The organism is Yoonia sp. MH D7 (assembly GCF_054439475.1).
In genome coordinates, this window is the sequence record NZ_JBTJCF010000001.1 from 1,134,505 (window position 1) to 1,149,426 (window position 14,922).

At 56.1% G+C, this 14,922-nt stretch carries 12 protein-coding genes and 1 pseudogene; 8 read left to right on the forward strand and 5 right to left on the reverse strand.

Annotated elements, in window-relative coordinates:
* Nucleotides 1-38: 38 nt before the first annotated feature.
* The 4 genes from ACXLHR_RS05590 to ACXLHR_RS05605 all read right to left on the reverse strand — a co-directional run bounded on the left by ACXLHR_RS05590 (nucleotide 39) and on the right by ACXLHR_RS05605 (nucleotide 2,976).
* Nucleotides 39-737, reverse strand: coding sequence for a fumarylacetoacetate hydrolase family protein (locus tag ACXLHR_RS05590; RefSeq protein ID WP_458790538.1), 699 nt, complete (start codon nucleotides 735-737; stop codon nucleotides 39-41).
* Nucleotides 738-909: 172 nt separating this feature from the next.
* Nucleotides 910-1,431 (reverse strand): gamma carbonic anhydrase family protein, encoded by a 522-nt coding sequence (locus ACXLHR_RS05595; protein WP_458792475.1) that lies wholly within the window; start codon nucleotides 1,429-1,431, stop codon nucleotides 910-912.
* A complete protein-coding gene (gmk, locus tag ACXLHR_RS05600) occupies nucleotides 1,428-2,063 on the reverse strand; it encodes a guanylate kinase (protein WP_458792476.1) in 636 nt (211 codons plus the stop codon). Before gmk ends, ACXLHR_RS05595 begins: the two co-directional genes overlap by 4 nt.
* 22 nt (nucleotides 2,064-2,085) lie before the next feature.
* Entirely contained in the window at nucleotides 2,086-2,976 is an 891-nt protein-coding gene (locus tag ACXLHR_RS05605) for a YicC/YloC family endoribonuclease (protein ID WP_458790539.1), read from the reverse strand.
* A 184-nt stretch (nucleotides 2,977-3,160) separates the two neighbouring features.
* Between ACXLHR_RS05605 and ACXLHR_RS05610 the strand changes: the two genes are divergently transcribed.
* Entirely contained in the window at nucleotides 3,161-3,799 is a 639-nt protein-coding gene (locus tag ACXLHR_RS05610; protein WP_458790540.1) for a PAS domain-containing protein, read from the forward strand.
* A 1-nt stretch (nucleotide 3,800) separates the two neighbouring features.
* Here the strand turns inward: ACXLHR_RS05610 and ACXLHR_RS05615 are convergent, their stop codons facing one another.
* Nucleotides 3,801-5,171: a class II 3-deoxy-7-phosphoheptulonate synthase gene (locus tag ACXLHR_RS05615; protein WP_458790541.1), complete on the reverse strand. Its 1,371-nt coding sequence runs from the start codon at nucleotides 5,169-5,171 to the stop codon at nucleotides 3,801-3,803.
* 209 nt (nucleotides 5,172-5,380) lie between these two features.
* Here ACXLHR_RS05615 and ACXLHR_RS05620 point away from each other — a divergent pair, with 209 nt between their 5' ends.
* The 7 genes and pseudogenes from ACXLHR_RS05620 (at nucleotide 5,381) to ACXLHR_RS05650 (ending at nucleotide 14,922) form a co-directional block, all read left to right on the forward strand.
* Nucleotides 5,381-6,379, forward strand: coding sequence for a GlxA family transcriptional regulator (locus tag ACXLHR_RS05620; RefSeq protein ID WP_458790542.1), 999 nt, complete (start codon nucleotides 5,381-5,383; stop codon nucleotides 6,377-6,379).
* Between the two features lie 157 nt (nucleotides 6,380-6,536).
* A complete protein-coding gene (locus ACXLHR_RS05625; protein ID WP_458790543.1) occupies nucleotides 6,537-7,721 on the forward strand; it encodes an ABC transporter substrate-binding protein in 1,185 nt (394 codons plus the stop codon).
* A 90-nt stretch (nucleotides 7,722-7,811) separates the two neighbouring features.
* On the forward strand, nucleotides 7,812-8,597 hold the full coding sequence (locus ACXLHR_RS05630; RefSeq protein ID WP_458790544.1) for an ABC transporter ATP-binding protein: 786 nt from the start codon (nucleotides 7,812-7,814) through the stop codon (nucleotides 8,595-8,597).
* Nucleotides 8,598-8,737: 140 nt separating this feature from the next.
* Nucleotides 8,738-9,418: pseudogene (locus ACXLHR_RS05635) on the forward strand (ABC transporter ATP-binding protein); the annotation flags it as partial.
* 290 nt (nucleotides 9,419-9,708) lie between these two features.
* On the forward strand, nucleotides 9,709-10,719 hold the full coding sequence (locus ACXLHR_RS05640; RefSeq protein WP_458790545.1) for a branched-chain amino acid ABC transporter permease: 1,011 nt from the start codon (nucleotides 9,709-9,711) through the stop codon (nucleotides 10,717-10,719).
* Nucleotides 10,716-12,068 carry a branched-chain amino acid ABC transporter permease gene (locus ACXLHR_RS05645; protein WP_458790546.1) on the forward strand — a complete coding sequence of 451 codons (1,353 nt, stop codon included), beginning with the start codon at nucleotides 10,716-10,718 and terminating at the stop codon, nucleotides 12,066-12,068. The genes ACXLHR_RS05640 and ACXLHR_RS05645 overlap by 4 nt, the downstream gene beginning before the upstream one ends.
* 388 nt (nucleotides 12,069-12,456) lie before the next feature.
* The gene (locus ACXLHR_RS05650) at nucleotides 12,457-14,922 is read left to right on the forward strand and encodes a penicillin acylase family protein (RefSeq protein ID WP_458790547.1); all 2,466 of its coding nucleotides are present in this window, start codon (nucleotides 12,457-12,459) and stop codon (nucleotides 14,920-14,922) included.

Sequence of the window (14,922 nt, forward strand, 5' to 3'; positions counted from 1 at the left end):
TGATTATGCGACTTACGTATTCTTTTACGACACTGCATCTATTGCGCCGCTTTTAGCGTATGTGAGATGTCTGCCAGCCCTGTGATGCTGCCGGTGATAACGTCGCCGGCGTTAACTGCGCCCACGCCCGCCGGTGTGCCTGTCATGATCAGGTCGCCAGCGCACAGGTGGTAGAAGCGAGACAGATGGCTGATGATTTCCGGCACCGACCAGACCATATCGGAGAGCTGTGCGTCTTGCTGTGTGGTTCCGTTGACGGCCAAGGTGATGCGCTGTGATGCGACGGCGCCAAAGCTGTCGCGCGGTGTGATCGGTCCGATCACGGCTGCGTTCTCGAAGTCTTTGCCAAGCGACCATGGTCTGCGGTTGTCTTTGCCGATTTGTTGCAGGTCGCGTCGTGTCATATCGAGCCCGCAGGCATAGCCATAAACCGCGGCTTGAGCGCGCGCTTCGTCTGCTTGGAAGATGTCGTCACCCAAGGCCACGACCAATTCCATTTCGAATTGGAAATTTTTGGTGCCTGCCGGATATGCGACGGTTTGCGTGTTTTGGCAGATAGCTTGTGCGGACTTGGTGAAATACCACGGTGCTTCACGGTCGACCTCGCTGCCCATTTCAGCCGCATGCGCTGCGTAGTTGCGACCGACGCAGAAAATCCGGTTCACCGGGTAACCCGCGGTGCTGTTCGTAATAGGCAGGATATGCAGTTTTGGCGCGGCGCAGATCAGGTCAGTCATGGGGCGTCCTATGGTTTGGGTGGATCTTTGGTGCATCACACTATAGCGCGCGCGAAGATACAACCGTGGTTTTCAACCAAGCGCATACCCTGCTCTTTGCCGCAACGCGCAGCGGCGTGTAAAAAGTAAAGTGGTCGCGCTGAGACCACGCCAAGGCATCAGCGCGTGACGATCACATCGGTTTGAGGTCGCGCTTAAAACGTGCGGCGTTTTGGGCGTAATGTGTGGCGGAGGTTTCGAGCGCTGCAATTGCTGAGCTGTCGAGTTGGCGCACCACCTTGCCCGGCGCGCCCATCACAAGGCTGCCGTCGGGGATGACCTTGCCTTCGGTGACTAAGGCCCCTGCCCCGATCAGGCAGTTTTTGCCAATCACCGCGCCGTTCAGCACCGTTGCGCCCATGCCGACAAGCGAATTATCCCCGATGGTGCAGCCATGCAGGATTGCGCTATGACCGATGGTGCAGCCGGTGCCGATGGTCAGCGGATAGCCGATATCGGTGTGCAATACGCAGTTTTCCTGCACGTTGCTACGCAGGCCGACGGTGATTTGTTCGTTGTCGCCGCGAATTGTGGTGCCAAACCAGACTGAGGCTTGCGCGCCCAGAGACACGTTGCCGATGACGTGGCATCCGGGTGCGATCCATGCGTCGGGGGCGACTTGCGGGACTTTTTGGCCAAGGGCGTAAATCATTATCGGTCCTCGAATTGGGTTTGCAGGGTGCGCACATGGTTCATCAAATCAGGTTGCTGGCTTGCGCGCAGGCGTTCGGCACTGATGATGGTTTTGAGGCGCATTTCGGTTTCGTCCAGATCGTCGTTCACCATAACATAGTCGTAGCCGTCCCAGTGGCTAATTTCGTCCCAGCTTTTTTGCATACGCTTTTCTATGGTTTCCGCGTCGTCCTGACCACGGCTGACAAGGCGGCGGTGGAGTTCGGTGATCGAGGGCGGCAGGATGAAGATCGACAAAACGTGGTCGGCGAGTGCGGATTTGCTGATTTGTTGTGCGCCTTGCCAGTCGATGTCGAACAGCACGTCGCGGCCTTGTTCGATGGCGGTTTGCACGGGCGCCTTTGGCGAGCCGTAGTAGTTGCCGAACACCCGCGCGTGTTCGAGCATTTCGCCGTCCGCTACTTGGGATTGGAAGGTCTCGGTGCTGACAAAGAAGTAGTCGGTGCCGTCAACTTCGCCTGCGCGCGGGCTGCGTGTGGTGGAGGACACGGAGAAGCGTAGCGTGTCGTCCCATGTCCGCAGACGCCCTGCGAGGGTTGATTTGCCGGCCCCTGAGGGCGACGACAGGATGATTAAAAGGCCACGTCTTTTCATATTAAGATTGCGGTTCACGGGGTTACTCCACGTTTTGAATTTGTTCGCGCATCTGATCGATGACGGATTTTAACGCTAGACCGATGGTGGTCAGCGCGGGGGCGCCTGCTTTGGCGCAGAGTGTATTGGCTTCGCGGTTAAATTCCTGTGACAGGAAGTCAAGTTTGCGCCCGCTGGGGTTTGGATCGCACAGAAGCGTGCGCGCGGCGGTGATATGCGCTTTGAGGCGGTCGATTTCTTCGGTGACATCGGATTTCACGGTCAAGAGGGCAAGTTCTTGGGCGATCCGACCTTCGTCGACCTCGGTGATGTCTTCGAGAATGCGGGCCATGTCGGCGCTTAACTTGGTTTTTAGAGCGGGTTTGCGGGCCTGTGCAGCGGTATTTGCTGCTGAGACAAGGTGTTCGATTTCGACGAGTTGGGCGGTCAGCACGGTTTTTAAGGCAGCCCCCTCCTCTGCCCGCATGGCGACAAATGCGGCGACGAGGGGTTTGATATCTTGTGTGAGCGCGGCGATGAGCGGTGCGTCGTCGGTTTCGCTTTTGTCTTGGGTCAGCACGCCGCGCTGGGAGAGAACGTCAGCCGCGTTGGGTTGTGCGAGGGTCACGCCCATTTCGAAGGCGCGTTCTTGCAGGGCGTCGAGGGCGGAGAGTACGGCGTCGAGCTGGGCTGCATTCAAGCTGAGGGGGTTTGCGCCCTCTTCGCGGGTGATGCGCAGGTTCAGGGTGATGTTGCCGCACGCCAGTGAAGCGGTGATCGCCTTGCGTGCAGTGGTCTCGACTGCACCAAGCCCGTCGGGGATTCGCAGGCGTAAATCCAAGCCGCGTCCGTTCACGCCGCGCATTTTCCAGCTCCATGTAACAGAGCCTAGCGCGCCAGTGATGCTGGAAAATGCGGTCATGGAATTGGTCATAGGCCTGTCCTTCATCTGGTTAAACAGCACCTAAGGCACTTACGCCTGATGGATCAAGGGTTGTCAGCTGTGTGCGTTAACCCGTTAACACTTTATTAAGTGAATAAAGTCTTAACGGACGCTAGATTGTGTTTAGATTGTGACGCCAAGTGGTTCACATTATGTCAAGCTAAGGAGACACACGATGACGACGACATTGACCTTCCCATTGGCTGCGCGCCGTGCGTGTGACCCAAAGCACCCTGTTCTGGCGAGCCTTGAAGAGTATTGGCAGTCGCTGCGTAAAGACGACGGAGTGCCCCGCCGCGCAGATGTTGACCCCGGTGCGATTGATAGCGCCTTGCCGCATACATTTGTGCTGGAGCGTGTGGCCCCCGGTGTGGCGCGTATGCGCGTGGCGGGTCAAAAGTTGCACGAGATTATGCGTATGGAGCCACGCGGCATGCCGATCAGTGCGTTTTTTGCCGCAGATGATCGTAGCACATTGGCGGTGTATTTAGAGAGCGCATTTGCGGAGCCTGCCTTGGTAGCGATCCCTGTGCATATCCCGTCAGGATTGCTACGCACGAAGGTGCGTGGTGCGATGCTGTTGCTGCCGATGCTGGATGATCATGGCGATGTCAGCCGCGTTTTGGGTGCGTTAGTGGTGGATGGCAAGTTGACTGCCCGCAGTAGCCGTTTGCAAACTGATGACAGCCAGCCGATGCGCATGGAGCCGCTGAAGTCTTATGTGCCTGCGCCAGTCGTAAAAAGACCGGACAGTTTTACCCGTCCGGCCCTGCGTTTGATTGTCAACGACACCTATGTTGCCACGGACGCCTAACCTAGCTTGCTTTGGACGCCGCGATTGCGTTGCGACGAAGGGACAGCTCTTCGGATACCAAGAACGCAAGTTCAAGCGACTGGGACGCATTCAGGCGCGGGTCACACGCGGTGTGATAGCGGTCTGAAAGGTCCTCGTCGGTGACAGCGCGCACGCCGCCTGTGCATTCGGTCACGTCTTTGCCTGTCATCTCGAAATGCACGCCGCCCGGGACTGTGCCCTCTGCGCCGTGAACACCGAAGAATTCGCGCACTTCGCGGAGAACGGACTCGAATGGACGGGTTTTGTAGCCCGAGGACGCCTTGATCGTGTTGCCGTGCATTGCGTCGCAAGTCCAAAGCACGTTTGCGCCCTCTTCCTCGACGGCTTTGATCAGACGCGGCAGGTGTTCACCCACAGAGCCCGCGCCGAAGCGACAGATCAGCGTCAGACGGCCCGCTTCGTTTTCGGGGTTCAGCGATGCCATCAGAGCTTTCAGATGCCCTGTTGTCATCGACGGGCCGCATTTCAGACCGATCGGGTTTTGCACGCCTTTGCAGAATTCGACATGTGCGCCGTCGGGCTGGCGGGTGCGGTCCCCGATCCAGATCATGTGGCCGGAGCCTGCGAGCCATTTGCCAGATGTCGAGTCCACACGTGTCAGGGCTTCTTCATATTCCAAAAGCAACGCTTCGTGGGATGTGTAGAAGTCGACGGTTTGCATGGCGTGCGAGGCTTCGTCGCGGATGCCTGCGGCTTCCATGAAATCAAGCGTATCGCCAATGCGTTCCGCCATTTCGCGGTATTTCTCGGCTTCGGGTCCTTCGGTGAAGCCAAGCGTCCAGGCGTGGACCTTGCGCACATCGGCGTAGCCACCTGTGGAGAACGCGCGCAGCAGGTTCAGCGTGGCAGCGGACTGTAAGTAGCCTTGTTCCATGCGGGTTGGATCGGGGATGCGGGCTTCTGGTGTGAAGTCAAAACCGTTGATGATATCACCACGGTAGCTTGGCAATTCGACGCCATTCGCAGTTTCAGTCGGGGCAGAACGTGGCTTGGCCATTTGACCTGCCATACGGCCGACTTTGACCACCGGCACTTTTGCCCCATAGGTCAGGACCATTGCCATTTGCAGCATCACTTTGAAGGTGTCGCGAATGTTGTCGGCGCGGAATTCCGAGAAGCTTTCGGCGCAATCGCCGCCTTGCAACAAAAACGCGTCGCCACGGCTGGCCGCACCGAGCGCTGCTTTCAGCTTGCGCGCCTCACCGGCAAAAACCAATGGTGGATAGCTGGCAAGACGACCTTCGATAGCATTCAGTGCCTCTGCGTCGAGATAGTCAGGCATCTGAACGCGGGGCTTATTACGCCAGTCAGATTTTTGCCAATCAGTCATTGTCTTGCTCCATTTCATCTATATTGCCCCCGCTGTTAGCGGTAGCAAACGCGGTTATAACCCGAAGTCACGTGCGGGCCAATGCCAAAAGGCACATGAGCGCCGGCAATTGCAACAGTCAAAAGCGACAAATTTTGTGGAAAGAGGCTTGTCGTTTCTGTGCAAAGCTGGTGTGGTCGGTAAACAAGAGCGTGAGGAACAGTGCGATTATGGATGACCCACACACCATCGACGTCGTACATGCGGGCAAGCCGCGACGGTTTGTCTTTGCATTGATGGACCAGTTTACCATGCTGTGTTTTGCCTCGGCGATCGAGAGCCTGCGCATTGCGAACCGCACGGCCGGCAAAACGCTTTATACATGGAAGATCATTGGCGAGGGCGGCGCCAGTGCTGTGTGTTCCAACGGCTGCAGTTTTATGCTCGACGACGATCTGTACGCGTTGGACCGCGATGACACTGTGATGTTATGTGGTGGGCTGGACGTGCAGCATGCGACCACCAAGAAGCTGTTGAGTTGGATTCGGCGCGAGGCACGGCGTGGAGTGATTGTCGCGGGGCTGTGCACGGCGGGCTATACGATGGCTAAGGCCGGATTGCTGGACGGGAAAAAAGCGACGATCCATTGGGAGAATCAAGACAGCTTTGTTGAGGAATTTGAAGAAGTTATACTAACAAAATCGGTCTTTGTGGTGGACGGCAACCGGATTACTACAGCGGGCGGCACGGCGTCGATTGACCTGATGCTGAAGCTGATTGCGGATCATCATGGAGAAGAACTGGCCAGTGCGGTCGCGGATACGTTGATTTATTCCGCAATCCGCACCGATCGAGACACCCAGCGCCTGTCGATCCCGACGCGCATCGGGGTGCGGCATCCGAAACTTAGCCGCGTCATCGAGATCATGGAAACCAATATCGAAGAGCCAATTAGTCCTGCAACTTTGGCGAGTGATGTGGGCATGTCGACGCGGCAGTTGGAACGGTTGTTCCGTCGATATCTGTCGCGCAGTCCCAAACGGTATTATATGGAGTTGCGGCTACAAAAGGCGCGGAACCTGTTGATGCAAACGGATATGACGGTCATTAACGTCGCACTTGCCTGCGGCTTTGCCTCGCCATCGCATTTCTCTAAATGCTACCGGTCGCATTATGACACGACACCGTACCGCGAGCGTGGCACCCATGCGGCGCGGCTCCCTGTTTGATGAACTACCCTTAGGGTTGAATCTGCCTGTTGAAGCATCAAAACGTCTGAAATATGCTCTGATAACAGATAATTTTCCTGTATGTTCAGGCTTCACATTCCCGTATTCGCTGTTAATCTCCTTGTTAGGATAACAAAATCCATTAGGGAGACTACGTATGAAAAAAATAATTATGGCGACTTCTGCCGTTGCAATGATGTCCACTGCGGCATTTGCGGAAGATGTAAAAATCGGCGTCATTCTGGGCTTTACTGGCCCGCTTGAATCCATCACCCCAGCGATGGGTTCGGGCGCTGAGCTCGCGATGGCGGAAGTGAATGCGGCTGGCACCTTTCTAGATGGGTCCACAGTCACATCGATCCGTGCAGACAGCACATGTATTGATGCGGGTGCGGCAACATCTGCGGCCGAGCGGCTGGTTACCGGCGACAAGATCAACGCTATCATGGGGGCAGCCTGTTCGGGTGTTACCGGCGCGATCCTTGCTAACGTAGCACTGCCAAACGGCATTGTGATGATTTCCCCTTCGGCGACATCACCTGGTCTGTCGACCGCAGAAGACAATGGTTTGTTTTTCCGCACAGCGCCGTCAGATGCCCGCCAAGGTGTGATCATCACCAATATCTTGCAAGATCGCGGCGTGGAAGAAGTGGCGATTACCTATACAAACAACGATTACGGCAAAGGGTTGGCTGACGCGTTCCAAGCAGAGTTCGAAGCTGCTGGCGGCGTTGTGACGATTTCGGCGGCGCATGAAGATGGCAAAGCCGACTATTCCGCAGAAGTGGGCGCGCTTGCCTCTGCTGGCGGCGAAGTTCTGGTTGTTGCAGGCTACGTTGACCAAGGCGGATCGGGCGTTGTGCGCTCTGCACTGGATACCGGCGCGTTTGATACGTTCTACTTTCCAGACGGCATGGTTGGTGTGAAGCTGAATGAAAACTTCGGAAGCGAATTGGACGGGTCTTATGGCGCGTATCCCGGCACAGATAACGCAGGTGCTGCGACCTATCTGGAGCTTGCAACCGCTGCCGGTTTTGACGGCACGGGCGCGTTTTCACCCGAGAGCTATGACGCGGCTGCGCTGATCATGTTGTCGATGCAGGCCGCAAAGTCGTCCGCATCCGCTGATTTCAAGGATCACGTCATGGACGTGGCAAACGCACCGGGCGAGCAGATCTTGCCAGGTGAGTTGGCTAAAGGCTTGGAAATTCTGGCTGCTGGCGGCGACATTGACTATGTTGGTGCATCCGCAGTCGAGTTGATTGGACCCGGCGAATCTGCTGGTAGCTATCAGGAAATCGAATTTTCTGACGGCGTTTACGCGACAATCGGTTACCGTTAAGCGGTGAGAGGCACTTGGGCTGGCGCGGGATTTCTTGCGCCAGCCCACCACAAGACGATACGTCATATAAGACGTGCGAGGGGATGTAACATGATTGTCGTTGAGAATTTGGTGAAAACCTTTGGTGGTTTTCGCGCGGTGGATGGCGCAAGCCTGCGGATCGAAGAAGGATCTATCACCGGACTAATTGGCCCGAATGGCGCTGGAAAAACCACTCTTTTCAATGCGATCGCAGGCGTCCTTGAACCGAGTTCGGGTCGTGTGACGATGATGGGCGAAGATATTACCGGTCTGCCGCCGCATGAACTATTTCACAAAGGGCTGCTGCGCACGTTCCAGATTGCGCATGAATTCTCGACCATGACGGTACGCGAAAACCTTATGATGGTGCCAGGTGCGCAATCGGGTGAGACGCTGTGGAACGCATGGTTCGGCCGCAAGCGGATTGCTGACGAGGAGCGCGCGCTGTTGGCTAAAGCCGATGAAGTGCTTGAGTTTCTGACGATTGACCACCTGAAAGACGAGCGGGCAGGCAATATGTCCGGCGGTCAGAAAAAGCTGTTGGAACTGGGCCGCACGATGATGGTCGACGCCAAAATTGTGTTTTTGGATGAAGTGGGCGCAGGTGTGAACCGCACCCTTCTGAACACCATTGGTGATGCGATTATCCGGCTGAATAAAGAGCGCGGCTATACGTTTGTCGTGATCGAGCATGACATGGACTTTATTGGCCGGCTATGTGATCCGGTGATTTGTATGGCCGAGGGCAAGGTGCTGGCGCAAGGCACGCTGGCGGAAATTAAGGCCAACGAGCAGGTCATCGAGGCCTATCTTGGCACCGGTTTGAAAAACAAAGATAAGGTCAGCGCAGTATGAGCAGTAACCCCTATCAGAACACCCGCGGCAACAAGGACGCCAGTATCGCTAAGCAAGGCACGTCCAGCACCAGCGAAGGACCTGATAAAAAGGGCCGTGCGACCCCGTCTGCGGAGGTGCCTTTTTTGTCGGGTGTTGCGATGACGGGTGGCTACGGTAAAGGCCCTGACATTTTACACGGTTGCACGATTTCTGTTGATCCAGGCCAGATTGCGGTGATCGTAGGGCCGAACGGCGCGGGCAAATCCACCGCGATGAAGGCGCTGTTTGGCATGTTGAATGTGCATTCAGGTGCTGTACATCTGGACGGCGAGGACATTACCAAACTGACGCCGCAACAGCGTGTTGTGAAAGGTATGGGGTTTGTGCCGCAGACCTCGAATATTTTCACCTCGATGACGGTGGAAGAGAATTTGGAGATGGGTGCGTTTATTCGCACCGACGATTACCGCGAAACGATGGCACAGATTTACGACTTGTTTCCGATCTTGAAAGACAAACGTAATCAGGCGGCGGGCGAGTTATCGGGCGGGCAACGTCAGCAAGTGGCCGTTGGCCGTGCGCTGATGACAAAGCCGAAGGTTTTGATGCTCGACGAGCCGACAGCGGGTGTATCACCGATTGTGATGGACGAGTTGTTTGACCGTATTATCGAGGTCGCCCGCACGGGTATTCCGATTTTGATGGTGGAACAGAACGCGCGCCAAGCGCTTGAAATCGCTGATAAAGCCTATGTTTTGGTACAGGGTGCCAACGCGCATACCGGCACCGGAAAAGAACTGCTCGCGGACGAGACTATCCGCCGCAGTTTCTTGGGGGGTGAGCTGTTGAGGCAATTAGTCCCCCCGGCGTCGATGTGCATGCCGTTTTTCGCAACTGCTGCCCTTGCGGGCAATCAGCGATCTTTTCAATTTGACCGCTTTCGCACAACCGCCGGAGAGACGCAAAACGTCGACTGGTCCGTGACGCTTGCTCAGAAACACGCCAACGCCCGTTTGATTGAAAACGGCAGTCGTGAACCGGAGAATAGTGCGCTCTGGCAAATTAATTTTCATGGCCAAAAGATGATGGCGTATTTTGACGCAGGTCACGCCGCGCAGAGGACAAACTGATGGATTTCCTGAACGCCCTTGTGGCCCTCACCAATTATGTGATCGTGCCGGGGATGGCGTATGGCGCGCAGCTTGCGCTTGGTGCGCTGGGTGTCACGCTAATTTACGGTATTCTGCGGTTTTCGAATTTTGCCCATGGCGATACCATGGCTTTTGGCACCGCGATGACGATTATCTTTACCAACGGATTGTTGGCCCTTGGGATCACCTTTGGCCCGCTGCCAACCGCCCTGCTCGCCCTGCCCTTTGGTATTGTCGCAACCTGTATTCTGGTGCTGCTGACGGATCGGATTGTGTATAAATTTTACCGTGATCAGAAAGCGGCTCCGGTGATCCTTGTGATCGTGTCAATGGGGGTGATGTTCATTTTAAACGGTCTGGTCCGGTTTGTGATCGGTGTGCGCGATATTCAGTTTTCCGATGGCGAGCGGTTCATCATTTCGGTGCGCAGGTTCAAAGAATTGACCGGACTGGAAGAAGGTCTTGCGATCAAAACCACGCAAGGGATTACAGTTGTTGTGGCGATTTTTGTGGTGGCTGTTTTGTTCTGGTTTCTCAATAAAACCCGCACCGGCAAATCCATGCGTGCGTTTTCGGATAACGAAGACCTGGCACTACTGTCAGGCATCAATCCTGAAAAGGTTGTGATGGTCACATGGATGATTGTGGCCGCGTTGGCGACCACCGCAGGTGTGCTTTACGGGCTGGATAAATCATTCAAGGCGTTCACTTATTTCCAACTTTTGCTGCCGATTTTCGCAAGTGCCATTGTTGGCGGTTTGGGCAGTCCTGTTGGTGCCATCGCTGGCGGATTTGTGATCGCATTTTCAGAAGTCACTATCACCTATGCGTTCAAGAAAGTGCTGGAATACCTGTTACCAGACAGCCTCGCGCCGGACTCGTTGGTCCAGCTGTTATCGACGGATTATAAATTCGCCGTGAGTTTCTCGATCCTCATCATCGTCCTGCTGTTCAAACCAACGGGCCTGTTCAAGGGAAAATCCGTATGACCCTCACCTATCGCAATGCTTTCCTCGTTATGTTTGTTGCAGCACTATATATTCTTGAAGGATCGACCGAGTTCTGGATTTTCTCCGGCTCATGGGACAGTTCGCTCAAGATGATGACCTTTGCGCTGATCAGCGCGATTATGGCGCTTGGCGTGAACCTGCAATGGGGATTTGCGGGGCTGTTCAATATCGGCGTCATGGGGTTTGTCGCGCTGGGCGGTTTGGCTACGGTGCTAATTTCGATGCCCGCCACACCGGGCGCGTGGCAGGCTGGCGGATGGCAGATATTTGCGGGTCTGGCTTTGGGTGCGCTCACGATTGTCAGCACGGTGATGATGTTTCGCTGGTTGCCAAAGGGCGGGCTGCGCACATGTATGACGCTGGCGCTATTGATCATTGGTTTCTTTGCTTTCCGCGCGGTTTTTGATGGTGGCGTGGCAAATGTCGAAGCGATTAATCCTGCATCTACCGGCTACCTTGGCGGATTGAACTGGGGCGGCGAGAACTACAAGGACTACGGTTGGTTGACGGTTGTGGCGTGGCCGGTTGGCGGCTTGTTTGCTGCTGGCGCTGCTTGGGTCATTGGCAAAACAGCGCTTGGTCTGCGCTCGGACTACCTTGCGATTGCCACACTGGGCATTGCTGAAATTATCATCGCGGTGATGAAAAACGAAGACTGGCTTGCACGCGGCGTGAAGAACGTGAACGGTTTGCCGCGTCCGGTGCCTTATGAGATCGATTTGCAAAACGATCCGGGGTTTATCGAGAAAGCAGCGTCGTTTGGTCTTGATCCGACGACCGCTTCGACGCTTTACACCAAAATGGGCTATGTGATCCTGTTTACGATTGTGCTGGTAGTCTTGCTGTGGCTGGCGCAACGCGCGCTGAACTCGCCGTGGGGCCGTATGATGCGCGCGATCCGTGATAACGAGACCGCCGCAGAAGCGATGGGCAAGAATGTGACCGCGCGTCACTTGCAAATCTTTATTCTAGGATCGGCTATTTGCGGTATTGCGGGGGCGATGATGACGACGCTTGATGCGCAGCTGACGCCTACATCTTACCAACCGCTGCGCTTTACCTTCCTGATCTGGGTGATGGTGATTGTTGGCGGATCGGGCAATAACTTTGGCGCGGTGCTGGGCGGATTTTTGATCTGGTGGCTGTGGGTGATGGTTGAGCCGCTGGGGCAATGGATAGCGGAAGTGACCACCTCGGGCTTTGCCACCGACCACTGGTTCCGCATCCGCATGGAGGACGCAGCGGCGCATTTCCGCCTGTTTACCATGGGTATTGTGCTGTTGCTGGTGTTGCGATTTAGTCCGCGCGGGTTGATGCCCGAAAAGTGAAAATCGCGTTTCTGCATACCGCAGATGTGCATGTGGCCACCTTTGATACTCTGCTGAAAGGCAGCGGTGTCGAGGTGGTCCATCAACGTCGATCCGGACATTTTGGCGCGCACAGGCGGATGGTATTGACGCGATATACGCATCGACCGTCCCGCATTTGAAGCGGCCGTTAAAATCGGGCCACAGATCATGCTGGTCACTTGCTTGAACGCCACCAAAGCTGCCTCAGAGGCGCTACTGGACGCTTGCGGCGGCGTATCGCCAGATACGCTGGTCTGTGCTGACCACACCAAAGTTGGCGGTTGATGCCGCCTTGGCGCTGGTGCACAGGGCCGAGGCGCGGTAGACAGGCCCCCAAATCTGTCTTGTGCAAAGGCCTGCTTATCTCATGGCGCTTATTTTCCGCTGGCTTCTTCGCCTCACGACTCTGCTGATCGTTTTGATCGTTGGAATCTTTGGGCTGACCTATTACTTTGCTGCACGGTCCCTGCCCGATTATGACGCCGAGGCTGCAGCGCTTGGGTTAATCGCACCGATCGAGATCGTGCGCGATAATGCCAACGTGCCACATATCTTTGGTGAGAATGACGCGGATGTTTATTTTGGATTGGGCTATGCCCATGCACAGGACCGTTTGTGGCAGATGACGATGCTGCGCCGCACAGCCCAAGGGCGGCTGTCGGAATTGTTTGGCGAGAGCACGTTAGAGATCGACAAGGTGCTGCGCCGCTTTGATCTTTACACGCTGGCGAGCGGTTCTGTGGCAGTGCAGGACGATAGCACAAAAAGCGCACTTGAGGCTTATTCTGCGGGCGTGAATGCATGGCTGGCCGAGATTAACAAAGGGGCGCTAGGACGCGGTGCCCCTGAGATGTGGATGTTCAACCATCCTGTCGCGCCATGGCAACCTGCTGACAGTATTGCCATTCTCAAGCTGATGGCATTACAGCTTTCTTCGCATCTGGAGGCGGAAGTGCTACGTGCGCGCACCTCGCTTATGATTTCGAGTGACAGGCTTGCGGATATTTTGCCCGATGATCCGACAACGGGGATCGCTGCCCTGCCCGACTATGCGAGCCTCGTGCCGGGCCTGCCGCGCTATACGCCTGATAGCAGGCTTGCTTATGGGCCACTCAATCCGTCCAAGCCGCCTGAGCTTGCAGGGGCGTCAAACGCTTGGGCTGCGGGGATCGAGCGCGCGGCGGCGGGGTCTACTTTGTTGGCCAACGATCCACACCTTGGGCTGACTGCACCAACCGTCTGGTATCTGGCGCGATTGGAGTTGCAATCCGGTGGTGTGATTGGTGCCACTATTCCAGGCATGCCCGCGGTTTTGTCAGGGCGCAGTGCGGATTTGGGTTGGGGGATCACCAGCAGTTATCTGGATGATCAAGATATTTTCCTAGAAGAACTGAATCCCGAAAACCTGAATGAATACCGCACCCCTACCGGGTGGTCCGAATTCCGCACCCGCCAAAGCATTATCCGTGTCAAAGACGGGCCTGCTGTCACGCTGAAACTGCTTTGGACCGATAATGGTCCCGTGATGCCTGCCGCGCAATATGATCTTGGGGCGGTGACCCCCGCGGGGCATGTGGCGGCAATTGGCTGGACGGCATTGTCGGAAAAAGACACCACCATGTCCGCTGCTTTGGCGATTGGCCATGCGCGTACCGTGCAAGAGGGCATTGACGCAGCCGAGCGCTATATCGCACCAAGCCAGAACCTGACCTTGGCGGACCGCACCCAGATTGCGATGAAGACCATCGGCGCAGTGCCCGCCCGCGATGTAAATCATCAGTCCAAGGGACGGTTTCCCAGCTACGGCTACCTTTCCGAGAACCGCTGGCAAGGGCGTATGCCTTATGCCGACAACCCCGAATTTGTGAACCCTGAAAGTGGCATTTTAGGTAATACCAATAACAAAACGGTGGACCGTCCGTTTCCCAATCACATGTCTTATTTGTGGGGCGATACGCAGCGCATTAACCGCTGGACCCGTTTGATGCAAAGCCGTGCTGTGCATACGCGCGAAAGCTTTATCGAGGCACAACTGGACACTGTGAGTTTCACGGCGCGCGCGCTGTTGCCGTTGATTGGCGCGGATCTGTGGTTCACTGGCGAGGCTGCGGTGGATGGCACGCCTGTGCGCCGCCGTCAGGAAGCGCTGGAATTACTTGCGGCATGGAACGGTGAAATGAACGAACATTTGCCCGAGCCGCTGCTGTATGCGGCGTGGTTGCGCAGTCTTAACGAGCGGCTAATTCGCGACGAGATGGGGCCACTAACCTCGGAGTTCACCCATGCCAATCCTGTGTTCATCGAGCGGGTGTTCCGGAATGTGGACGGCGCGTCGGCGTGGTGTGACGTGATCCAGTCCGCACCCGTGGAGACCTGCACCGAGATCGCGCGGCTGGCGCTGGATGATGCCCTGCTGTGGATTGATGAAAATGCTGGCGGTCGCATAGCGGCGCTGCGCTGGGGCGATCTACATCAGGCGACCCATGACCATCCGGTGCTTGGCGACGTGCCTGTGCTGAACTGGTTTGTAAATATCCGTCAATCCACCAGCGGCGGCGACAACACGTTACAACGCGGCCGCACGTCAGGTACTGGGCCAAATCCCTATGAAAACGTCCATGCAGCGGGGTATCGCGGGGTCTACGATTTTGCTGATCCTGACAGTTCGGTGTTTGTCACGGCCACCGGCCAATCGGGCCATCCACTGTCGCGCTATTATGACAATTTGGGCGAGTTATGGCGGCGCGGCGAGTATATTCCGATGTCGTTGGACCCTGATCTGGCAAGGGCGGCGGCGGTGGGTGTGACCACGTTGGTACCCGCCGCACCCTAG